Annotated in this window: 21 protein-coding genes; 9 read left to right on the forward strand and 12 right to left on the reverse strand. The window is 61.0% G+C overall.

Annotated elements, in window-relative coordinates; translation table 11 throughout:
* Positions 1-2 precede the first annotated feature (2 nt).
* The 4 genes from CAG02_RS22805 (at position 3) to CAG02_RS22820 (ending at position 4,743) form a co-directional block, all read left to right on the forward strand.
* Complete coding sequence (locus CAG02_RS22805; RefSeq protein WP_085712449.1) at positions 3-503, forward strand: spore coat U domain-containing protein; 501 nt, start codon at positions 3-5, stop codon at positions 501-503.
* A gap of 23 nt (positions 504-526) precedes the next feature.
* Positions 527-1,309 carry a molecular chaperone gene (locus CAG02_RS22810; protein ID WP_085712448.1) on the forward strand — a complete coding sequence of 261 codons (783 nt, stop codon included), beginning with the start codon at positions 527-529 and terminating at the stop codon, positions 1,307-1,309.
* A gap of 108 nt (positions 1,310-1,417) precedes the next feature.
* Positions 1,418-3,775 (forward strand): fimbria/pilus outer membrane usher protein, encoded by a 2,358-nt coding sequence (locus tag CAG02_RS22815; RefSeq protein WP_085712447.1) that lies wholly within the window; start codon positions 1,418-1,420, stop codon positions 3,773-3,775.
* On the forward strand, positions 3,772-4,743 hold the full coding sequence (locus tag CAG02_RS22820) for a spore coat U domain-containing protein (protein ID WP_085712446.1): 972 nt from the start codon (positions 3,772-3,774) through the stop codon (positions 4,741-4,743). The genes CAG02_RS22815 and CAG02_RS22820 overlap by 4 nt, the downstream gene beginning before the upstream one ends.
* Before the next feature lie 5 nt (positions 4,744-4,748).
* Here the strand turns inward: CAG02_RS22820 and CAG02_RS22825 are convergent, their stop codons facing one another.
* Together CAG02_RS22825 and CAG02_RS22830 are read right to left on the reverse strand one after the other, a co-directional pair.
* On the reverse strand, positions 4,749-5,501 hold the full coding sequence (locus CAG02_RS22825) for an anti-sigma factor (RefSeq protein ID WP_085712445.1): 753 nt from the start codon (positions 5,499-5,501) through the stop codon (positions 4,749-4,751).
* A complete protein-coding gene (locus tag CAG02_RS22830) occupies positions 5,498-6,004 on the reverse strand; it encodes an RNA polymerase sigma factor (RefSeq protein ID WP_085712444.1) in 507 nt (168 codons plus the stop codon). Before CAG02_RS22830 ends, CAG02_RS22825 begins: the two co-directional genes overlap by 4 nt.
* A 157-nt stretch (positions 6,005-6,161) precedes the next feature.
* On the opposite strand from CAG02_RS22830, the gene CAG02_RS22835 reads away from it, so the two are divergent.
* A complete protein-coding gene (locus CAG02_RS22835; RefSeq protein WP_085712443.1) occupies positions 6,162-7,256 on the forward strand; it encodes a catalase family peroxidase in 1,095 nt (364 codons plus the stop codon).
* On the forward strand, positions 7,253-7,798 hold the full coding sequence (locus CAG02_RS22840; protein WP_085712442.1) for a cytochrome b: 546 nt from the start codon (positions 7,253-7,255) through the stop codon (positions 7,796-7,798). The genes CAG02_RS22835 and CAG02_RS22840 overlap by 4 nt, the downstream gene beginning before the upstream one ends.
* Positions 7,799-7,807: 9 nt before the next feature.
* Here CAG02_RS22840 and CAG02_RS22845 read toward each other — a convergent pair whose 3' ends face one another.
* Positions 7,808-9,016, reverse strand: a complete 1,209-nt coding sequence (locus tag CAG02_RS22845; RefSeq protein WP_085712441.1) for an MFS transporter — start codon at positions 9,014-9,016, stop codon at positions 7,808-7,810.
* A 149-nt stretch (positions 9,017-9,165) separates the two neighbouring features.
* On the reverse strand, positions 9,166-10,317 hold the full coding sequence (locus CAG02_RS22850) for a M14-type cytosolic carboxypeptidase (RefSeq protein WP_085712440.1): 1,152 nt from the start codon (positions 10,315-10,317) through the stop codon (positions 9,166-9,168).
* A gap of 97 nt (positions 10,318-10,414) precedes the next feature.
* Between CAG02_RS22850 and CAG02_RS29660 the strand changes: the two genes are divergently transcribed.
* On the forward strand, positions 10,415-10,633 hold the full coding sequence (locus CAG02_RS29660; protein ID WP_134827404.1) for a hypothetical protein: 219 nt from the start codon (positions 10,415-10,417) through the stop codon (positions 10,631-10,633).
* Between the two features lie 151 nt (positions 10,634-10,784).
* Here the strand turns inward: CAG02_RS29660 and CAG02_RS22855 are convergent, their stop codons facing one another.
* The gene (locus tag CAG02_RS22855; protein ID WP_085712439.1) at positions 10,785-11,123 is read right to left on the reverse strand and encodes a DUF6124 family protein; all 339 of its coding nucleotides are present in this window, start codon (positions 11,121-11,123) and stop codon (positions 10,785-10,787) included.
* 129 nt (positions 11,124-11,252) lie between these two features.
* Between CAG02_RS22855 and CAG02_RS22860 the strand changes: the two genes are divergently transcribed.
* A complete protein-coding gene (locus tag CAG02_RS22860; RefSeq protein WP_085712584.1) occupies positions 11,253-11,909 on the forward strand; it encodes a LexA family transcriptional regulator in 657 nt (218 codons plus the stop codon).
* 39 nt (positions 11,910-11,948) lie between these two features.
* Here CAG02_RS22860 and CAG02_RS22865 read toward each other — a convergent pair whose 3' ends face one another.
* The 4 genes from CAG02_RS22865 to CAG02_RS22880 are packed head-to-tail and all read right to left on the reverse strand — an operon-like array spanning position 11,949 to position 17,510.
* A complete protein-coding gene (locus tag CAG02_RS22865; RefSeq protein ID WP_085712438.1) occupies positions 11,949-13,898 on the reverse strand; it encodes an acetyl/propionyl/methylcrotonyl-CoA carboxylase subunit alpha in 1,950 nt (649 codons plus the stop codon).
* Positions 13,898-14,713, reverse strand: a complete 816-nt coding sequence (locus CAG02_RS22870; protein WP_085712437.1) for a gamma-carboxygeranoyl-CoA hydratase — start codon at positions 14,711-14,713, stop codon at positions 13,898-13,900. The genes CAG02_RS22865 and CAG02_RS22870 overlap by 1 nt, the downstream gene beginning before the upstream one ends.
* 13 nt (positions 14,714-14,726) lie before the next feature.
* Complete coding sequence (locus CAG02_RS22875; RefSeq protein ID WP_085712436.1) at positions 14,727-16,334, reverse strand: carboxyl transferase domain-containing protein; 1,608 nt, start codon at positions 16,332-16,334, stop codon at positions 14,727-14,729.
* A gap of 12 nt (positions 16,335-16,346) precedes the next feature.
* Positions 16,347-17,510 (reverse strand): isovaleryl-CoA dehydrogenase, encoded by a 1,164-nt coding sequence (locus CAG02_RS22880; RefSeq protein WP_085712435.1) that lies wholly within the window; start codon positions 17,508-17,510, stop codon positions 16,347-16,349.
* A 201-nt stretch (positions 17,511-17,711) separates the two neighbouring features.
* Between CAG02_RS22880 and CAG02_RS22885 the strand changes: the two genes are divergently transcribed.
* Positions 17,712-19,409: an AMP-binding protein gene (locus tag CAG02_RS22885; RefSeq protein WP_085712434.1), complete on the forward strand. Its 1,698-nt coding sequence runs from the start codon at positions 17,712-17,714 to the stop codon at positions 19,407-19,409.
* Between the two features lie 72 nt (positions 19,410-19,481).
* Here CAG02_RS22885 and CAG02_RS22890 read toward each other — a convergent pair whose 3' ends face one another.
* The 3 genes from CAG02_RS22890 to CAG02_RS22900 all read right to left on the reverse strand — a co-directional run bounded on the left by CAG02_RS22890 (position 19,482) and on the right by CAG02_RS22900 (position 22,245).
* Complete coding sequence (locus tag CAG02_RS22890) at positions 19,482-19,841, reverse strand: DUF6124 family protein (protein ID WP_085712433.1); 360 nt, start codon at positions 19,839-19,841, stop codon at positions 19,482-19,484.
* A gap of 88 nt (positions 19,842-19,929) precedes the next feature.
* The gene (locus CAG02_RS22895; RefSeq protein ID WP_085712432.1) at positions 19,930-20,295 is read right to left on the reverse strand and encodes a DUF6124 family protein; all 366 of its coding nucleotides are present in this window, start codon (positions 20,293-20,295) and stop codon (positions 19,930-19,932) included.
* A 1,050-nt stretch (positions 20,296-21,345) separates the two neighbouring features.
* A complete protein-coding gene (locus CAG02_RS22900; protein ID WP_085712431.1) occupies positions 21,346-22,245 on the reverse strand; it encodes a hydroxymethylglutaryl-CoA lyase in 900 nt (299 codons plus the stop codon).
* Between the last annotated feature and the right edge of the window lie 24 nt (positions 22,246-22,269).

The following is a 22,269-nucleotide window of genomic DNA, read 5'->3' on the forward strand; positions in this document are numbered from 1 at the left end:
CCATGGGCCGGCATGGCTGTGCAGCGCTGCTACTGCTGTGCGCGGGGGCTGTGCCGTTGCCGCTGGCGGCGGTGACCAGCCAGAGCTTTCAGGTCAGCGCAACGATCACACCGGGCTGCCTGGTGGTGGGAGGCGTGTCGAACTATGGCGGACTGAATTTCGGTTCGAGTTCGGCCCTGGCCACCGGCACGGTGCAAGTGGCATTGACCGGTGGCGTGCAGTTGCAATGCACGCCGGGGGTGACGCTGAACATGACGGTCGATGGCGGCCAGTACAACAGCGGCGGGCGCAGGATGCAGATCAGTGGTGGCAGCGCGAAGGTGGCGTATTCGCTGTTTCGCGATGCGGCCTACAGCCAGAGCCTGGGTATCGGGCAGAGCGTGGCGGTGGCTTATAGCGATGCGAACAACATCAGCCTGCCGATCTACGGTCAGGTGCAATTGCCGGGCAATCAGCCCGGGGGGACGTACAGCGATGTGTTGCAGGTGCAACTGTCGTGGTGATGAAAGGCACAAGGAGCGGGTTTATGGGGGTTGTCTCGTCACGGCTGTTGCGGGCGGGTTGCGCAATGCTGGTGTTGGCTTCACTCGGAGCGGTCAAGGCGCAGGCGGCCAGTTCTGTGCTGATCTGGCCGATCGATCCGGTGCTCGAAGCCGATCAGCAGGCCAGCGCGTTATGGCTGGAAAATCGTGGCGGTGAAACTGCGAATCTGCAGATCCGCGTGTTTGGCTGGAGTCAGAACGGCTTCCAGGAGCAATACCAGAATCAGCGTGACGTGATCGGCAGTCCGCCTGTGGCGAAGATCGAGCCGGGGCAGAAACAACTGGTGCGCCTGACCCGGACCAAAGAGGTGCCGCCCGGCCAGGAACTGGCCTACCGGATCATCATCGACGAAATTCCTTCGGCGCAGCCACCTGCCGCCGATGCCGGAAAGACGGCTGCGGCCATTCGCTTCCAGATGCGCTATTCGGTGCCCCTGTTTGCATACGGTGCCGGCCTGTGGAGCAAGGAGGACACCACCCGTCAGCGTGATCCCAAGGGCATCGGCCTGCCGCAATTGAGCTGGCGCACGGTCTCGGTCGACGGCAAACCCTATGTGGAAGTGCGCAACCAGGGCGCGGTGCATGCGCGGTTGACCGATGTCGCGCTCAAGCAGGGCGGGCAGAGCAAGCCGTTGGCGGAGGGGCTGTTGGGTTATGTGCTGCCCGGCGCGGTCATGCGCTGGCCGGCGCCGGGATCAACAACGGGAGAACTGGCCGGTCGGATCAATGGCGCGGCACAGGTACAGAGCATCGCTCCGGCGAAGTAAGGATTTCGGCCTGCGGGCCGGGTAGTGCGGGGCCGCCGGGCAAGCGATTGGCCGGCGGGCAGCAGCGGTTTCAGGAGGAACCAGTCCATTGACGGACGAAGCACGCTAATGAGCCCGGGATGGGCTCGCCGTATTCAGCGTCCGTTGTGGCTTGTCACCGGCGCGTGTTGCCTGATGTTCATTCATCCATCCGGGGCCGGCGAACTGCCGCCGCCCCCCAGCGGCATGGAGGCCGTCAGCGATGCACAGTTGTTTCTGGAACTGGTGGTCAACCAGATGAATACCGGACGCGTAGTGGCGGTAGAGCAGCGCGGCGGGCGGTTGTTCCTGCCGGCCAGTGTGTTGCGCGACACCGGCATGACACTGCCCGAGAGTGCCGCTGCCGAAGTCGATCTCGACGGTCTGCCGGGACTTCACAGCGACTACGACAGTGTCGGCCAGCGACTGCTGCTCGATGTGCCACCGGACTGGCTGCCGGAGCAGTTCATCGGCAATCGTCAGGTCTACCCGCGTACTCCGGCGCTGAGCAGTTTCGGCGCGCTGTTCAACTATGACCTGTACCTCAACGATACCGACGACGCGGGGACTTATCTGGCGGCGTGGAACGAGGTGCGGGTGTTCGACAGTTGGGGCACGCTCTCCAACACCGGGCAGTACCGGCGCACCTTGTCGGGTGATGCAGTCAGCACGCTGAACAATGGCTATTTGCGCTACGACACCACGTGGCGTTACTCCGACGACGAGCGGATGCTGACCTACGAGGCGGGGGACGTGGTCAGCGGCGCGTTGCCCTGGAGCAGCTCGGTGCGTCTGGGGGGCGTGCAGTTCTCTCGGGATTTTGCGGTGCGCCCGGATCTGGTGACCTATCCGCTGCCGCAGTTCGCCGGTGAAGCGGCGGTGCCATCCTCAGTGGATCTGTTCATCAACGGCTACAAGTCCAGCAGTACCGATTTGCAACCGGGACCGTATACCCTGACCAACATCCCCTTCATCAACGGCGCGGGCGAAGCCGTAGTGGTGACCACCGATGCGCTGGGTCGGCAGGTATCGACCACCGTGCCGTTCTATGTCACCAGCAGCCTGTTACAGAAGGGCTTGAGCGATTTCTCGATCAGCGCCGGTACGCTGCGCCGGGATTACGGGCTGAAGGATTTCAGCTACGGACCGGGCGTGACTTCGGGCAGCCTTCGTTACGGCATCAGCGACAGTTTCACGCTGGAAAGCCACGCCGAAGCGGCCGATTCACTGACCCTCGGCGGGCTCGGCGGCAACCTGCGGCTGGGCAATTTCGGGGTGCTCAACAGTGCGATCAGCCAGAGCCGTTTCGACGGTGAGGGCGGTCAGCAATACAGTCTCGGTTATCAGTACAGCGCCCAGCGTTTCAGCTTTTCCTGGCAACGGTTGCAACGGCGTGACCAGTACGCCGACCTCACGGTGGTTGACAGTCCTTACACCAGCCTCAGCAAGCGCAGCGAGCAGGCGACCCTGAGCCTCAACCTTGAGCGCTGGGGCAGTCTGGGTGTCGGCTATTTCGATATCCGGGCGGCGGACGATTCCCGCACGCGGTTGCTCAACCTGAGCTGGAGCAAACCCTTGTGGCGCAACAGCAGTTTCTACCTGTCGGCCAACCGCGAAATCGGCGACGCCAACTGGGCGGTGCAGGCGCAACTGGTGATCCCCTTCGACCTGCGCGGCAGCCTGGCCATCAGCAGCGAACGCAGCAAGACCGGGCAGACTCAACAACGGGTCAACTACAGCCGCGCCGTACCGTCCGAGGGCGGGGTGGGCTTCAACCTCGGTTATGCCAACGGCGACGGTCCTGATTATCGTCAGGCTGACGTGACGTGGCGTCTGCAATCGGTGCAGTTGCAGGCTGGCGTCTACGGCACTTCGGAGGCAGAAACCCGCTGGGCCGATGCCAGCGGTTCGCTGGTGTGGATGGATCACCAAGTGTTCGCCGCCAATCGCATCGACGATGCGTTCGTCGTGGTCAGCACCGATGGTTACGCGGATGTGCCGGTGCGTTACGAGAACCAGCAGGTCGGCCAGACCGATCGCAACGGTCACCTGCTGGTGCCGTGGAGCAGCGCCTACTACCGTGGCAAATATGAAATCGATCCGCTGAACCTGCCGGCCAACGTGCGCAGCCCGAATGTCGAACAGCGCATTGCCGTGCGTCGTGGCAGTGGCTATCTGCTGGAGTTTCCGCTGAGCCGTGTGATTGCCGCGAGCATCGTGCTGGTGGATTCGCAGCAGCAGGAATTGCCGCTGGGCAGCGGCGTGCTCCATGAGGAGAGTGGCACGCGCACCGTGGTGGGCTGGGACGGGCTGGTCTATCTGGAAAACCTGCAGGCGCAGAATTCGCTGCGGGTGACGCTGGCGGATGGCAAGACCTGTCAGGCGCAGTTCAAAGTTGACCTGCAACAGGATCAGATCCCGCTGATCGGGCCGCTGGTATGTCAATGACGTGGGTACGGCTCTGCCTGTGGCTGGCACTGATGCTGCCGGGCGCGGCGCAGGCGCTGTGTTCGGTGGTCACCACCACACCGGCTGGGTTCGGCACGATCAGCTCGATTGCGGTTCGCACCACATCGCAACCCAGTTCCACACTCAACGGCGGGTTGAGCTGTACAGGATCGCTGTTGTCGTTGTTGGCCAACAACGATCACTTCTGGGCCACGGTGACCTCCACCCAGAGCGGCTTGCTCGGGCCCACCGGAGACGTCATCGGCTACACGATCTACGCCAACAACAGCACCAGTTACCCGCTGACCCGGGGCACGGCTTATGACTTCGCCCGCAACGGCATTATCGATGCGCTGGGATTGTTGGGCGGCACCGTGCCGAAAACCGTGCCGCTGTACCTCGGCACAACGATTGGCAGCAATGTGGCAGCCGGGGTGTACACCGAAACCCTGAGTATCTTCTGGAACTGGAATTACTGTTCGGGCATCGGGGTCGGCGGACTCTGCCTGGGGCGCGACATCAACAGCGGCACCACGACCCTGACGGTCAACCTGACCGTGTCCAACGATTGCACCATCACCGCGCCCAACATCGCGTTTGGCAGCGCACCGGTGATCAGCGCGTTCACCCCGGTGACTGGGCAGACCATCAATCTGGCGTGCACCAAGGGCAGTGCCTACACCGTGGGTTTGGGCGACGGGCAGAATCCGGTCAGCGTCGGTGGTCGACGACGAATGATTTCCGGCAGTAACTATCTGGCCTACGACATTTTCAAAAGCGCCGGCACCACCCGCTGGGGCAGTGTCGGCGCAGCACGTCGGGCCAGCACCGATGCCGAGGTCAATCCCGGCAATGGCCTGGGCACCGGCAGTCAGATCTTCAACTACAACGCGAAGATCTACACCGACCAGACCACGCCGCCCGCCGGCACCTATCTGGACAATGTGGTGCTGGATGTCGGCTTCTGAGCCGGTCAGAAGCGCTCGGTGTGCTGGAGCAACGGCGCCGCCGGGGTATCGGTCGGGCTGACCATGGCGTAGTTGTAACCGTCGCCGGACCAGTACTCGGCCTGCAGATCCCCGTCGCGACGGCTACCCCGTGGCAGAAAGGTATTCTTCGGCCCCGGCGGGCGCACGTAGAAACTGACTTTGTGCCCGTTTTGATCCTCATACATGACCATCGCTGCCGGGCCTTCATCGGTACTCAGCAGGCGCCCGCTGACCGGTTGAAACCCGGCTGCGGTAAGGTCCGGCAGACGGTTGGCCTGCGTGAAGTAGCGGTCGAGCCAACGCTGCATGTCACCTGCGCCGCCGACCTTGTAGTCCGCCGGCAGGATCCCTTGCTGAGCGATCAGACGGTACGCCTGCAGGGCATCGCTCATCGGCGCTATCGAGCGCACGAAGGTCATTTCCCGGGCCTGCCAGCCACTGACACCGCCGAGGCTGACCGCTATCAGCAACACTGCCGCGCTGGCCCAGCGTCGGCGTGAACGATGCTTGAGCCGCTGGCGGATCAGCGCCGGGTCCAGATCCGGGTTGGCCGGTTGTTGCAACGCGCCACCGAGAGCGGCGCGCAGGTGCTGGGCATCCTGTTGCCAGGCGCGGATCAACGCGGCGTCGTCGGGGTGGCTGGCCAGCCAGTTTTCCAGCACACGCCGGTCGGCGTCGCTGAGCTGGTGGTCGATGTAGGCGTGCAAATCACGCTCGCTGGGGGGCAGGCTGATCATTTGAGTATCCGCAAGGAAGGGCTGCTGATTTCGCCGTCGCTGAGCTGGCGCAAAGCCTGGCGGGCGCGGGACAGGCGCGACATCACGGTGCCGGTGGGGACGTCGAGAATCTCGGCGACCTCCTTATAGGTCAAGCCTTCCACCGACACCATCAACAACAGGGCGCGCTGTTCGGTGGGCAGGCGATCGAAGGCTTGCAGGGTCGATTGGGCAATGACGGTGCGTTCCACCGAAGGTTCGGCGTCATCGCGACCAGTGAAGAATTCGAGCATCCGGGCGTAGCGCCGGGAGCGCCGGTGCGCATCGAGGAACTGGCGGTACAGGATCGAAAACAGCCACGCGCGCAGATCGCCCTCGGCGCGCTTGTCACCCCAACTGGAGAGGGCACGTTCAAGGCTGGCCTGGACCAGGTCGTCGGCGCTGCTGGCGTTGCGCGTCAACGACACGGCAAAGCGCCGCAATCTGGGAATGATTTCTCTCAGTTGTTCGTCGAATTCGCTCATGAAGTTCTGCTAGTCACTACGCTGTGGACTAGGAAGACGCCCGGCATTCGAGGTTATTCCACGTTCGGAAAAATAAATACCGGGCTGTGGAATAAATCCTGATGGCGTGCGTCTTGCTGATTCTTCCTACTTGTGGCCGATGGCCCTGGAGTCTTTCATGGTTGATCGCAGCTCACCGCCCGGCGGCCCACAACGCCCGCCTCTAAGTGCCGCGAGCCTGGTGTTGCGTCTCGGCGGTATCGCCGTTGTTGTCGCAGCCGTGGCCGGGGCGTTTGCCTACGTTCACGGCAACTTTGACCCACAACGACTGACACCAAAAGCGTTGGTCGATGTGCTGGAAAAGAACAACGGCGTGCATCCGGGGTTTCGTCGCAATCACGCCAAGGGTGTTTGCGTCATCGGCCATTTCGAAAGCAGTGGTGAGGCGCGCCCTTACTCTGTCGCGCAGGTGTTCAATGAGCCACGCACCCCGGTAGTCGGGCGATTCGCGCTGCCGGCGGGTAATCCTTATGCACCGGACAGCGCCGTACCGATTCGCAGCCTGGCGCTGCGTTTCACCCAGGCCAACGGCCAGCAATGGCGCACCGGGATGAACAGCATGCCGGTGTTCCCGGTCGGCACCCCGGAAGCGTTCTATCAGTTGCAGCAGGCGCAGTCGCCGGATCCGGCAACGGGCAAACCGGATCCGACCAAGGTCCCGGCGTTCTTTGCCTCACACCCGGAAGCCGTACCGTTCCTGACCTGGGTGAAGACGGCCAAACCGTCGGCCAGCTATGTCACGGAAACCTACAACAGTATCAATGCGTTCTATCTGGTCGATGCCAGCGGCAAGAAGCAGGCCGTGCGCTGGAGCATGACTCCGTTGGCACAGGATGCAGCGGGCGCTACGGCTCCGGAAGGTAGCGACTTCCTTGAAAAGGACTTGGTGCAACGTCTGGCCGAAGGGCCGCTGCGCTTTCAGTTGAACATCACGTTGGCCAACGCTGACGATCCGGTGAACGATGCGAGCAAGAACTGGCCTGCCGGTCGCAAAGTACTGAACGCCGGCACCCTGGTGCTGGAAAAGACCCAGCCGCAACTCAGTGGCGAATGCCGCGACATCAACTACGACCCACTGGTCCTGCCCGCCGGGATTGAAGGTTCCGACGACCCGTTGCTCGCTGCTCGTTCAGCCGGCTACGCCGATTCCTACCTGCGCCGCACCAGCGAAGTCAGCCAACTGCCCACTGCCAAACAGGAGGCACGCCCATGAGAACGCCACCGACGCATTTCAATCCGCTGGCGCGGCTGCTGCACTGGATGATGGCTTTGATGATCATTGCCATGTTGTTCATCGGGGCCGGCATGGTCACTTCGGTGTCGGCGCGGCATGAATGGCTGATCAACCTGCACAAGCCGCTGGGTATCGCGATCCTGCTGTTGGTGATCGTGCGCATTCTGGTGCGACTGGGTACGCGTCAGCCGCCACTGCCGGAGGATCTGCCGGGCTGGCAGGTGATGGCAGCCAAGGCGTCGCACCTGTTGCTGTACGCCTTGATGCTGGTGTTGCCGCTGCTGGGCTGGGCGATGATCAGTGCTGCGGGCGATCCGGTGATGCTTGGCCACTCGCTGCAGTTGCCGTCGATCCTGCCGGCAGATGCCCAAGTGTTTGCGCTGTTGCGAAAGGCGCACGGTTATCTGGCGTATCTGTTGTTTCTGACCGTGCTGTTGCACCTGGCGGCGGCGCTGTTCCATGGTTGGGTGCGCCGCGACGAGGTGCTCGACAGCATGCTGCGGGGACGCAATCGCAACTGACTGCAGACGTTAATCCGGCGTGGCGAGGGAGCACATTTGCTCGCCACGTTTTTGCGGTGCCAATGTTCGCCACCAATACAGCAGTGCGACGATGTTGATTCCAGCACCCAGCCAGCAGACACCCGGCCATCCTGCCCAGGCGTACATGGCTGTCGAGGCGATTGAGCCCAGGGCGCTGCCAATCGAGTAAAACAGCATGTAGCCGGCGGTCAGTCGGCTCTGTGCCTCTGGGCGGACGCTGTAGATCATGCTTTGGCTGGTGACATGCACAGCCTGCAAACCCAGATCCAGGGTGATCACGCCGAGCAACAGCGCCCATAATGAGGATTGGGTGAATGCAATCGGCAGCCAGGAGCCGAGCATCAGCAGCAGGGACAGGCCGCTGACCCATTGCCCGAATCCGCGATCCGCCAAGTGTCCGGCTCTTGCGGCGGCCAATGCCCCCGCCGCGCCGGCCAGTCCGAACAATCCGATTTCGCTGTGGGAAAGTGAAAGCGGCGGGGCGGCCAGCGGCAAAACCATTGGCGTCCACAGGACCATGGCACTGGCGAAGGTCAGCAGGGCCAGAATCGCCCGTTGCCGCAACACTGGTTCCTCTCGAAACAGGCCGAACACCGAGGTAATCAAGGCTGCGTAGGACGTTGCCGGTTGCGGGCTCTCGTCCTTGGGCAGTACACGAAACAACAACAGCGCCATGACCAGCGTCAGTCCCGCCGACAACAGATAAATCGCCCGCCAACCGGCCAGATCCGCCATCCCGCCCGCCACGGTGCGCGCGAGCAAAATGCCGACCACGATGCCGCTGGTGATCACACCGACGACACGACCGCGTTGCGCCGGAATGGCCAGGGTTGCCGCATAGGCCACCAACACCTGAGTAACGACGGCGAGCAGGCCGGTCAGGGTCATGCCGATCAGTAGCCAGATGCCGTTGGTTGCCAGTGCGATCATCAGCAAGGCTGCAGCCGATAGCAGGGTTTGCGTGACGATCAAGCGTCGACGGTTGAGCAGATCGCCGAGCGGCACGAGTAAAACCAGCCCTATGCCGTAGCCTACCTGGGTCAGCGTGATGACGATGCCGATGCTCGCGGGTGACAGGTTGAAGGCGTCGGCCATGGCGTCCAGCAACGGTTGCGCGTAATACACGTTGCCCACGGCCAGGCCGCAGGCGATAGCGAACAGCAGCACGACACCACTGCCGAGATTTTGCGCGTTCATGTCCTGATTCCTTTTCTGGTTTCAAATGGAAACTGGAATGACGGTAGGTAATCTGGTTTTGTTTTGCAACCTGATTGGGTAAAAGTGCGGCGCAAAAAAAAGATCGCAGACAGAGCTGCGATCTTTCATGGGGCGAGAAACAGGGGGGATCAGCGCAGGGTGTCGACCATGTCGGCGATGGTGGTCAGCACGTCCTTGCCCAATTGTTTCGAGCGTTGGCCCGACCAACCGGTGAGCGGGTTCGGCGCGTCGTCGTGATCCTTGAACGGCATTTCCAGGGTCAACGACAGGCAGTCGAATTTCTGGCCGACGCTGTTGCAGGCCAGGGTCATGTTGGCCTGGCCCGGTTCGTCGCGGGTGTAGCCGTACTTGGTCTGGAAGTCTTTGGTGGTGTGTTTCAGGTGGCTGCGGAAGTGCTCTTCCAGTTTCTCGATCCGTGGCGTATAGCCCGGATTGCCTTCGCAACCGGCGGTGAATACGTGGGGAATTTCTTCGTCGCCGTGTACGTCGAGGAACAGATCGACGCCGTACTTTTCCATCTGCTGCTGTACGAAAAGGACTTCCGGGCTGACTTCCTGACTGGCGTTCTGCCAGGCGCGGTTCAGGTCCTGGCCCATGGCGTTGGTGCGCAGGTGGCCGTGGAAGGCACCGTCCGGGTTCATGTTCGGCACCAGATACAGATCGGCACCTTCCAGCAGCTTGTTCAGCACTGGATCGTTGTGATGTTCCAGACGCTCGATCACGCCTTCCATGAACCATTCGGCCATGTGCTCGCCCGGATGTTGCTGGGCGATGATCCAGATCTTGCGTCGACCTTCGGCGCCGGTGCCTTTGCGCAGCAGCTGGATATCGCGGCCTTCGACGCTTTTGCCGGTGGCCAGCAGTTCGGTGCCGGCCTTGGTCAGCGCTTGCTCGATCAGCCAGTCATGACGGCCACGGCTGTAAGGTTCGAAGTAGGCGAACCAGGCGTGGGTCTGCTCGGCTTCAAGGCAGAAACGCAGGCTGTCGCCTTCGAATTGGGTCGGAATGCGGAACCAGTTGACGTGGTCGTAGGAAGCGACGGCCTGATAGCCGGTCCAGGCCTTGTTGTAGGAGGACTGGCTGGCGTTGACCAGGCGGAACCAGTGTTCCTGATGAACATGCAGGCCGCTGGCCTTGAAGTGGAACCACTGGAAATGAGCGCTGCGGGTATCTGGCCGAATTGCCAGAACCGGGTTGAGCGGGTTGCTGATGTCGATGACTTGGATGTTGCCGCTGTCGAAGTTGGCGCTGATGTCGAACGAAGATTTGGCCACGGTCATAATCGGTTCCTGAATATGATTTTTATGGCGGCTACTTTACACGCAAGACAGGGGTGAAACCGAGGGAAATTGCGGGGTGTGGCGGGGGGCGTCTTCCATGACGCGGGTGCAGCTTAGTAGCTGTGCGATTGATTCTCAAGTGCTAATTGGCATTACTTTTCCCCAATGCGGACGGGGTTCCCTTGCCAAGCGATATTCTTTTGATATTATCCGCGCCACCGAATTTGCAGCACCCAAAGACTTCATTAGCCTGAAGCCACAAGCCAGAAAACTGGCAAAAAAAAGACCCGGCAAAAAGCCGGGTCAAAAACCGTGATTAGCCTGATGAGGAGATAGTCCAGAAGACCGACCTAAGGTCTCTGGTCCATCGACTGATCTCGCGACCAGTTGCTTGCAATAATAATCATTATCATTTGCAAGTCAAACGTTTTTATCTGCGCGATTGGAAAATTCTTTCCTGTCCGTCTTCAGCGAACACCGCCATCGAGCGAGTGATCGACCATCGCCCGTGCCATGTCCACCATGTGCACTACCGAAAACGCCAGATCCCTACTGACGCCTTGCAAGCCGTCTGCAGCCTTGAACGCCGTGGCCGCCGCACATCGCAGCAAATCCGAGGCGTGGACCAGGGATTCTTCGCCACTCAAATTACTGTTCACGCCGAAAAAACGTTCTTCCACTCCCTGTTCTGACACAGCCGGTTTCAAGTAATAGTCCAATGCCCGCTGCGCGGCGGCGCAGCCCTGTGGAGACTTGAAAGTGGTATCCATTTGAAGGTCGGGCAGGTCGTTGCTGGTGATATTCATGGTGAAAGGTCACTCCTTGGTCGATTCAAATCCGTGACCCAAGAATAGTACCTATAGTATTTGTGACCAGAATTTAAATACTACAATATGTGTTTTGCCGGCCGAAGGCGGGCACGTATGGTGCCGCACATGGATAAATGGATTGAGTTGGTCAAGGCCAAAATGAGTGAACTCAACGTCACTCAAGTCGAGCTCGGCGAGCGCGTCGGCATGTCTCAGGGCGGCATCGGCCATTGGCTGAACAAACGCCGTGAGCCCGGCATCACGCAGATGAACCGCGTGCTGAAAGCGCTGGGTATGGAGTATCTCGAAGTCGCGGTGGTGATCCGCGAACCGCAAGTCGACAAGGACGACGAAATGCCGCTGGCGCAGAAGTACAACCCTTACTTCCGTTACCCGGTCAGCGATTGGAAGACGCCCATCGAGGCACGTGAAACCCAACCGGCCTATTCGAGCGGCAAGGACAAGCGACGTTTCGAACTGACGGATTACCACGCCCGTGGCCCGGCGTTCTGGCTCACAGTGGTGGGCAACTCGATGACCGCGCCTACCGGGCAGAGCATCGGCGAGGGCATGCTGATTCTGGTGGATCCGGCGCTGGAGGCAGAACCCGGAAAACTGGTGATCGTCCAATGGCCGGACAGCGATGAAGCGATTTTTCGCAAACTGATCGAAGAGGGCGGCCAGCGTTACCTGGTACCGCTCAATCCGACCTGGCCGAAAGCACTGTTCACCGACGAGTGCCGAATCATCGGTGTCGTGGTTCAGGCGTCGGCCAAATACTAGTCAGATCGATCCTCGCCAGGCGTAGGATCGATCCACCTCTCAAGCCTCTTCCAGCTCGACCAGTGCGCTGCCTTCGCTGACCATTTCACCTTCCTGGCAATACAGCGCCTTGATCACGCCGGCATGGGGCGCGCGGATGCTGTGTTCCATTTTCATCGCTTCCAGCACCACCAGTTGAGCGCCGGCTTCAACCGATTGACCGGCCTCCACCAGCACCCGCACGATGCTGCCGTTCATCGGCGCAGTCAGACCGCCCTGATGACTGTGACTGGCTTCGACAGCGCTGATCGGGTCGTACGTTTCAACGCGTCGCAGCTCGCCGTCCCATTGCAGAAACAGAACCTCTCCACGACGAATCGCCCGTAGCTGTCGACGCAAACCATCACGCTCGATCACCAATTGCTCGCCGATCAGTTTTGCATTGCCACTAGCACCGAGCGTCAGCGCCCGATCCTGCCCCTCGCAGCTCAAATGTAGAGTGATTTCTCGTGGCAAACCTGCGCGCAAACCACTGTGAATTGCCCAAGGCGAAGCCGGATCATCCACCCGAGCCGTCCCCGACAAGCTCTGCGCAAAAGCCTGCGCCGCCGCATCCCAGAACTCATCGCTCAGCGCAGCAGGCGCTGGCAGCAACTGCTCCTGATAGCGCGGAATGAACCCGGTATCCAGCTCCGCCGCCGCAAACGCCGAATGACCGATGATCCGCCGCAGGAAGTTGATGTTGGTCTTCAACCCGCCAATCGCGAACTCATCAAGCATGCTCAGCAGTCGCAAACGCGCCTGCTCACGATCCTCGCCCCAGGCAATCAGCTTGCCGAGCATCGGGTCGTAGAAAGGCGAAATCTCGTCGCCTTCCTCGACGCCACTGTCCACCCGGCGCCCTGGCCCGGCGGCGGATTCGCGATACAGCTCCAGACGTCCGGTGGCCGGCAGGAAATCATTGGAAGGATCTTCCGCATACAACCGAACCTCAATCGCATGCCCGTTCAGCGGCACCTGATCCTGAGTGATCGGCAACACCTCACCACGGGCGACACGAATCTGCCAGGCCACCAGATCAAGGCCGGTGATGGCTTCGGTGACCGGGTGCTCGACCTGCAACCGCGTGTTCATCTCCATAAAGAAGAACTCGCCGCGCGCATCCAGCAAAAACTCCACCGTACCGGCGCCGACGTAACCGATGGCCTGCGCCGAACGCACCGCCGCTTCGCCCATCGCCCGACGCAGTTCTGGGTTCAGACCCGGTGCCGGTGCCTCTTCAACGACCTTCTGGTGCCGGCGCTGAATCGAGCAGTCGCGCTCGTTCAGGTACAGGCAATTGCCATGCTGATCGGCAAACACCTGGATTTCCACGTGACGCGGCTTGAGCAGGTATTTCTCCACCAGCATCCGCGAATCGCCAAACGACGACTGCGCTTCACGCTGGGCCGAGGCGAGGGCTTCAGCCAGTTGGCTAACGTCCTCGACCACTTTCATGCCTTTGCCGCCACCGCCGGCAGTGGCCTTCAGCAGCACCGGATAGCCGATGCGTTCGCAGGCGTCGCGGAAGGTGTCCAGATCTTGCGCCTCGCCGTGATAGCCCGGCACCAGCGGCACACCAGCAGTTTCCATCAACGCCTTGGCGGCGGACTTGCTGCCCATCGCATCGATGGCCGAGGCCGGCGGGCCAAGGAAAATCAGGCCGGCCGCTTCGATGGCGCGGGCAAAACCAGCGTTCTCCGAAAGAAAACCATAACCCGGATGAATCGCCTGAGCGCCGCTGGCCTTGGCCGCTGCAATCAGTTTGTCGATTTGCAGGTAACTGTCAGCCGCTTTGCTGCCGCCCAGATCGACGCGGATATCCGCTTCACGGCTGTGCCGGGCTTCACGGTCGGTGGCGCTGTGTACGGCGACGGTGGTCAGGCCCAGCGCCTTGGCGGTGCGCATGACCCGGCAAGCGATTTCGCCACGGTTGGCCACCAGCAGGGTGGTGAGAACAGGTGCGCTCATCAACGCGGCTCCTTGGTGGTGGTTGCGGCTTGCCAGCTCGGTGGACGTTTCTGCAAAAAGGCCCGCAGACCTTCCTGGCCTTCCGGGCTGACGCGGATGCGGGCGATGGCGTTTTCGGTGTAGCGGCGCAGGGCCGGGGTCAGTGCGCCGTTGCCGACTTCACGCAGCAGATCCTTGCTGGCGCGCATGGCGGCGGGGCTGTTGAGCAGCAGGTTGTCGATCCATTGTTCGACTTTCTGCTCCAGTTCAGTCGCCGGATAGCTTTCCGACAATAAACCGATTTCCCGCGCCCGCTGCCCGCCGAAACGCTCGGCCGTCAGCGCATAACGCCGCGCTGCCCGCTCGCCGATGGCTTGCACCACGAAAGGGCTGATCACCGCCGGCGCCAGGCCAATGCGCACTTCCGACAGACAGAACTGTGCGTCATCGGCGCCAATCGCCATGTCGCAGCAACTGATCAGCCCCAACGCGCCGCCGAACGCCGCGCCTTGCACCACGGCCACGGTCGGGATTTTCAGTTTGGCGAGGTTGTACATCAGCTCCGCCAGTTCCCGGGCGTCGTCGAGGTTGGTGTGGTAATCGAGTTCGGCCGATTGCTGCATCCAGGCCAGATCGGCGCCGGCGCTGAAGTGTTTGCCGCGTCCGCGCACCAGCAGGAAACGCAGGCTGGCGTCGCTGGCGACCTTGTCCAGCGCCAGGATCAGTTCGCGGATCATCTCGGCGTTGAACGCGTTGTTCTTTTCTTCACGGCTCAGCCACAGGGTCGCGAAGCCCCGTGGATCGCTCTGCAATTCGAGGGTGTTGAAGTCGCTCATGAGGTTCTCCCGATCACATCCGGAACACGCCGAAACGGCTCGGTTCGATAGGCGCGTTCAACGACGCGGACAAGGCCAGGGCCAGTACATCGCGGGTCTGCGCCGGGTCGATGACGCCGTCGTCCCACAGCCGTGCGCTGGAATAGTAGGGGTGACCCTGCTCTTCGTACTGGTCGAGAATCGGTTGCTTGATCTCGCTTTCCTGCTCGGGGCTGAAGACCTGGCCGCTGCGTTCGGCCTGTTCGCGCTTGACCTGAACCAGCACGCCGGCCGCCTGTTCGGCGCCCATCACGCCGATCCGCGCGTTCGGCCACATCCACAGGAAACGCGGATCGTAGGCCCGCCCGCACATGCCGTAGTTACCGGCGCCGAAGCTGCCGCCGATGATCACGGTGAATTTCGGCACTTTGGCGCATGCCACGGCGGTCACCAGTTTCGCGCCGTGTTTGGCGATGCCACCGGCCTCGTACTTCTGACCGACCATGAAGCCGGTGATGTTCTGCAGGAACAGCAGCGGGATGCCGCGCTGGCAGGCCAGTTCGATGAAGTGCGCGCCTTTCTGCGCGGCTTCGGCGAACAGGATGCCATTGTTGGCGAGGATCGCGATCGGGTAGCCGTGCAGGTGAGCGAAGCCGCACACCAGCGTCGTACCGAACAGTGCCTTGAACTCATCGAATACCGAACCGTCGACCAGCCGCGCAATTACTTCGCGCACATCGAACGGCTGCTTGGCGTCCGCCGACACCACACCGTACAACTCGTCGCTGGCGTACAGCGGCGCAATCGGCGTGCGCCGCTGTACTTCGCCGAGCTTGCGCCAGTTGAGGTTGGCGATGCTGCGGCGGGCGAGGGCGAGGGCGTGCTCATCGCTTTCGGCGTAATGGTCGGCGACCCCGGAAATCTTGCAATGCACATCGGCCCCGCCGAGGTCTTCGGCGCTGACCACTTCACCGGTGGCGGCTTTCACCAGCGGCGGGCCGGCGAGGAAAATCGTCGCCTGATTGCGCACCATGATCGCTTCGTCAGCCATCGCCGGCACATACGCCCCGCCCGCGGTGCACGAGCCCATGACCACGGCAATCTGCGGAATGCCCATGGCGCTCATGTTGGCCTGGTTGAAGAAGATCCGCCCGAAGTGCTCGCGATCCGGGAACACTTCGTCCTGACGCGGCAGGTTGGCGCCACCGGAGTCCACCAGATAGATGCACGGCAGGCGGTTCTGCTGGGCGATGGTCTGGGCACGCAGGTGTTTCTTCACAGTCAGCGGATAGTACGAGCCACCTTTCACTGTCGCGTCGTTGGCGACGATCATGCACTCGACGCCTTCCACGCGACCGATCCCGGCAATCACGCCAGCGGCGGGCACGTCTTCGCCGTACACAGCGTGAGCAGCCAGCTGACTGATTTCCAGAAACGGCGAGCCCGGATCGAGCAAGCGGTTGATCCGCTCACGCGGCAGCAGTTTGCCCCGCGAGGTGTGCCGTTCCTGAGCTTTCGCGCCACCGCCCTGTGCCACTTGGGCGAGCAGGGTGTGCAGGGCGTCGACCTGAGTGAGCATTGCCGCGCTGTTGGCGGCGAACTCCGCTGAACGAGGGTTGAGCTGGGTATGCAGGATAGCCATGGACAGCTCCGTTTAGCGGGTTTCGTTGAACAGTTCGCGACCGATCAGCATGCGACGGATCTCACTGGTGCCGGCGCCGATTTCGTACAGTTTGGCGTCACGCAGCAGACGGCCGGCTGGGAATTCGTTGATGTAACCGTTGCCGCCGAGAATCTGGATTGCGTCGAGGGCCATTTGCGTGGCGCGTTCGGCGGTGTAGAGGATCACGCCGGCGGCGTCCTTGCGCGTGGTTTCGTTGCGCTCGCAGGCCTGGGCCACGGCGTAGAGGTAGGCGCGGCTGGCGTTGAGCTGGGTGTACATGTCGGCGACTTTGCCCTGGATCAGCTGGAATTCGCCGATGCTCTGGCCGAACTGCTTGCGGTCGTGGATGTACGGCACGATCAGGTCCATGCACGACTGCATGATCCCGGTCGGTCCACCGGACAGCACGACGCGTTCGTAATCGAGGCCGCTCATCAGCACTTTCACGCCGCCGTTGAGTACGCCGAGGATGTTCTCTTCCGGCACTTCGACGTCATCGAAGAACAGTTCGCAGGTGTTGGAGCCGCGCATGCCGAGCTTGTCGAACTTGTTGCTGCGGCTGAAGCCTTTCCAGTCGCGCTCGACGATGAACGCGGTGATGCCGTGGGGGCCTTTTTCCAGGTCAGTCTTGGCGTAGATCACGTAGGTGTTGGCGTCGGGGCCGTTGGTGATCCAGGTCTTGCTGCCGTTGAGCACGAAACGGTCGCCGCGTTTATCGGCGCGCAGTTTCATCGAGACCACGTCGGAACCGGCATTCGGTTCGCTCATCGCGAGTGCGCCGACGTGTTCGCCGCTGATCAGTTTTGGCAGGTATTTGGATTTCTGTTCGTGGTTGCCGTTGCGGTTGATCTGGTTCACGCAGAGGTTGGAGTGGGCGCCGTAGGACAACGCCACGGAAGCCGAGCCACGGCTGATTTCTTCCATCGCCACGACGTGCGCCAGGTAACCCAGGCCTGCGCCGCCGTACTCTTCCGGCACGGTGATACCGAGCAGGCCCATGTCGCCGAACTTGCGCCACAGATCGGCCGGGAACAGGTTGTCGCTGTCGATCTGCGCGGCGCGCGGGGCGATCTCTTTGGCGACAAAGGACTGAACCTGATCGCGCAGCATGTCGATGGTTTCGCCGAGGGCAAAGTTCAGGGATGGGTAGCTCATGGGTCACCTTTTGGCTTTTTTGTAGGGCGGGGAGGGCGGCGGTTTGGCTCTCACCTTTACGTTAACGTAAGCCTGTGACGAATGGCTGTCAATCACCCTTTACGTTAACGTCAACTTGAGCGAGAGTAGGGCCAGTTCTGAACGGTCGGAGCTCATATGGCTCCCGTCCAACACCCACTAATAAAGACAATAGGGGTCGTCATGGATCAACCCAGTACAAACCCGCAGCGCAGCTACACCCGTGGTTCCCAGGACAAAGCCTTGCTGGCGATGACCATCGGGCAGAAGTTCGACGAGACCGTCGCGCAGTACCCGGACGGCGAGGCGCTGGTGGTGCGTCATCAGCAGCTGCGTTACACCTGGCGGCAACTGGCCGACGCGGTGGACGTGCATGCCAGAGCGCTTCTGGCGTTGGGTTTGCAGGCCGGCGACCGGCTCGGCATCTGGGCGCCGAACTGCGCGCAGTGGTGCATCACTCAGTTCGCCACCGCGAAAATCGGCGTGATTCTGGTCAACATCAACCCGGCCTACCGCAGTTCCGAACTCGAATACGTGCTCAAGCAATCCGGTTGCCAATGGCTGGTCTGCGCCGGGGCGTTCAAGAGCTCCAACTATCACGGCATGCTGCAAGGCTTGCTGCCGGAACTGGCCGAGCAATCCATCGGCGAACTGCACAGCGAACGCCTGCCGGAGTTGCGCGGTCTGATCAGTCTCGATCCACAACCGCCTTCGGGTTTTCTCCCGTGGTCGCAACTGGCAGATCTGGCCGCCAGTGTCTCTCCAGAACAATTGCGTGAACGCAGCGACAGCCTGCACTTCGATCAACCGGTCAACATTCAGTACACCTCCGGCACCACCGGTTTCCCCAAGGGCGCGACCCTCAGTCACTACAACATCCTCAACAACGGTTACATGGTTGGCGAAAGCCTCGGCCTGACCGCCGCTGATCGGCTGGTGATCCCGGTGCCGCTGTATCACTGCTTCGGCATGGTCATGGGCAACCTCGGCTGTATCACCCACGGCAGCACGATGATTTATCCCAACGATGCCTTCGATCCGCTGCTGACCCTGAACACCGTCGCCGAAGAAAAGGCTACGGGGCTGTACGGCGTGCCGACCATGTTCATCGCCATGCTCGATCAGCCGCAACGTGCCGAGTTCGACCTGTCGACCCTGCGCACCGGCATCATGGCCGGCGCCACTTGCCCGATCGAAGTGATGCGCCGGGTCATCAGCGAAATGCACATGAGCGAAGTGCAGATCGCCTACGGCATGACTGAAACCAGTCCTGTCTCCCTGCAGACTGGGCCATCCGACGAACTGGAACTGCGTGTCACCACCGTCGGTCGCACCCAGCCACAACTCGAAAGCAAGATCATCGACGAGGCCGGCAACCCGGTGCCACGCGGCACCATCGGCGAACTGTGCACCCGTGGCTACAGCGTGATGCTCGGCTACTGGAACAACCCGAATGCCACCGCCGAAGCCATCGACGCAGCGGGATGGATGCACACCGGCGACCTGGCGAGCATGAACGACGAGGGTTACGTGTGCATCGCCGGCCGTAACAAGGACATGATCATCCGTGGCGGCGAAAACATTTACCCGCGCGAACTGGAAGAGTTCTTCTTCACCCATCCAGCGGTGGCGGACGTGCAGGTGATCGGCATTCCCTGCTCACGCTACGGCGAAGAGATCGTCGCCTGGATCAAATTCCATCCCGGCCACAGCGCCACCGAACAAGAGCTGCAAGCGTGGTGCAAGGAACGCATCGCCCACTTCAAGACGCCGCGTTACTTTAAATTCGTCGAGGAATTTCCGATGACGGTGACGGGCAAGATCCAGAAATTCCGGATGCGTGAGATCAGTATCGAAGAGTTGCGTAGCAACGAGGGCTGACACAGTTTCAACTTTCTATATCGATCAGAACCTTCGAAGCCAGGGCGCGGACCCTGGCTTCGAAAGCGGCGCTTATTGCTTTACCTCTACATTTTCCAACGCCTGATTAACTGCCAACTCCCCCAACATCACCACTTGCGCAATGCCCAACAGGGTCTTGCGGTTCGGCCCTTCCAGCAGGCCGGCAAAGTCACCGAGCATGACCGTGGCTGACGCGAGTGACTCGCAGGCGTTGGCCAGCAAGGACTCCGTGTCGGTTTGCGGGTTGACCATGAACATGTCGTTTGGGGTGTAGGGCGTGGCCATGATCCGGGCTGCGGGTGTGAGGTAATAGTCGAGGGCGCGTTCGGCCGCGTCGTGGAGTTTTCTTGAATCGGGAAATTCGTAGGGGGACACCGGATCTTCTAACGGTGGAATGACGGTCGTGGACATCAGCTAAAACTCCGGACAAGAGTCGCTTGAGGATTTGTGTAGACGGCTGCCAGGCAGTGAGGGGACAAGCCCCCCACCGAGGCGGCAACTACCGCGAGACGTGATGGTTATCCAGCACACGATTGACCAGCAGCTCACTCAGCATGATGACCTGCTGCAGAATCTGCATCGCCTTGCGCTGCGACGGATCGACGGTGTCGCCGAGATCCCGGGCCATATCACTGGCCGACGACAGCGTTTCGCACGCTTCGACCAGCAGCGTTTCGTCATCCACCGTTGGATTGACCAGATAGATCTTTCCGGGCTTGCGCGATGGCTTGGACGTCTTCTGCGCCCCGGGATTGAGGTAATGATTGATCGCCCGCTCGGTTGCCGTTTTTATGTTTTCGGCTTCGAGTGCGGCGTCGTAGGGGATCGGATCTGCATCCGGAGGGTTAGGCGTAATCTTGAACATATATCTAATTCCTGAAATAGGGCCGCGACCGTTCTCTACTAAAAGAAGGGTGGCGGCTGTGCGCAGGTTAGTAGACCGGAGGAATTAGCAAGACCGGCGCGCTCGAGAGCGCCCTGCGCACAACCACCATCAAGTGCAGGACTAGATGTACCTGACTGAATGGGGCTCATGCACTTACTAAGACCATACGGGCTACTAAACCCGACCACTGATGGGCAGTGGCAGGTAAACGATAGAGTCCGAGGTCTAAGCGCACAAGCCGGCGGATTCTGGCGTACGCGTAGGCAACGACGCAAGGTGTTGTAGCCCTTATGGCGTAACGGTTCGTGTATTTTAAACGCCCGTGCGGCGTGGTGTTTACACACAGCGAAAGCCGTGAATCCTTAGTGTTTTAGATGGGGTTGCTAGCAGTGAGTGGCTGGAAGTCGAGGCGCGTGAATCTATGCAGAGTGAGCGCTTGTAGGAAGATCGAGATGAGGGAGGAGATCCGTCGCGGACAATTTCAGAACGCCAGACAGCACAAAGGGGAGCCGAAGCTCCCCTTTAATTTTGTCGTCGCGTGCTCTTTTTATTATTGAGGGGCGGTCTGTTGTTGTTTTTGGCAACCGTGGCCCTTTACCGCTGTTTTTGGCGACCCCCATCCGGGGTCAAGAGCAAACGTATTTTTTTGAGCGCTGATCTGCTTTCTCGCCAGGCGATCCAACCGATTCGGGAGCTACCTGAAGGTAGTTTTATTGTTCTCTGCCCGGTTGCGGGTCATTCCGAGGAACACCCTGAAAAGCACACCTTCTCCAAAAAAATCTGTTAGCTGCGTCTCTGCCGTGTTGTTTTTGTTATGTCAGAGTCGGTACGTCTTATTTTTATTGGTTTGCTGCTTTTTATTCTTGTTATGCCATAGAGATAGCAGAAGCCGTGCCAACTTTTCAAAACCCTTGTAAATCAAGGGTTTGAGTTTTTTGAAGGATTTTTCCTTCAGGCAAAACCAGACAATTTGTTTCCGTGTTACTCGTCTATGCCCACGTTTCGGACACAGCGGTAACACCTTCGCCCTCACTGTGCGCTACGGGCCTTGGCCACGCGCGAACCCGTCGGGCGACCCAGTACCGCGCTGATCTGCTGGCCGGCGGCAATCAAGGCGTCGAGGTCGATCCCGGTCTCGATACCCAGTCCGTTGAGCAGGTACACCACGTCTTCGGTGGCGACGTTACCGCTGGCGCCTTTGGCGTACGGGCAGCCGCCGAGGCCGGCGATCGAGCTGTCGAACACTGCGATGCCTTCCAGCAGGCTGGCGTAGATGTTGGCCATGGCCTGGCCGTAGGTGTCGTGGAAGTGGCCGGCGAGTTTTTCTCGGGGCACCTGCTTCGAGACTACTTCGAACAGCCGGCGGGTCGCGCCAGCGGTGCCGGTGCCGATGGTGTCACCCAGCGAAACTTCATAGCAGCCCATTGCATATAGCTCGCGGGCCACCATGGCCACCTGTTCCGGGGCGACCTCGCCTTCATAAGGGCAACCCAGCACACAGGAGACGTAACCGCGCACGGTAACGCCGTGCTGTTTCGCCGATTCCATGATCGGCGCGAACCGCGCCAGGCTTTCGCTGATCGAGCAATTGATGTTGCGCTGCGAAAACGCTTCGGACGCAGCGGCAAACACCGCGACTTCCTTGACCCCGGCCGCCAGCGCGTCTTCAAAGCCGCGCAGGTTCGGCGCCAGCGCGCCATAGGTCACGCCGGGTTTGCGCTGGATCTGCGCGAACACCTCGGCGGAACCGGCCATCTGCGGCACCCACTTGGGCGAGACGAAACTGCCGACTTCTATATAGCCGAGGCCGGCGGCGCTCAATGCGTCGACCAGTTGCACTTTGTCGGCAACGCTGATGGGCTGGGCTTCGTTCTGCAGGCCGTCACGGGGGCCGACTTCGATCAGGCGTACTTGGGAGGGGAGGGACATGGCGTTGACCTGCTCTTTTGAATT

The sequence above is a fragment of the Pseudomonas sp. R43(2017) genome (assembly GCF_002112345.1).
GTDB classification, from domain to species: Bacteria; Pseudomonadota; Gammaproteobacteria; order Pseudomonadales; family Pseudomonadaceae; genus Aquipseudomonas; species Aquipseudomonas kribbensis.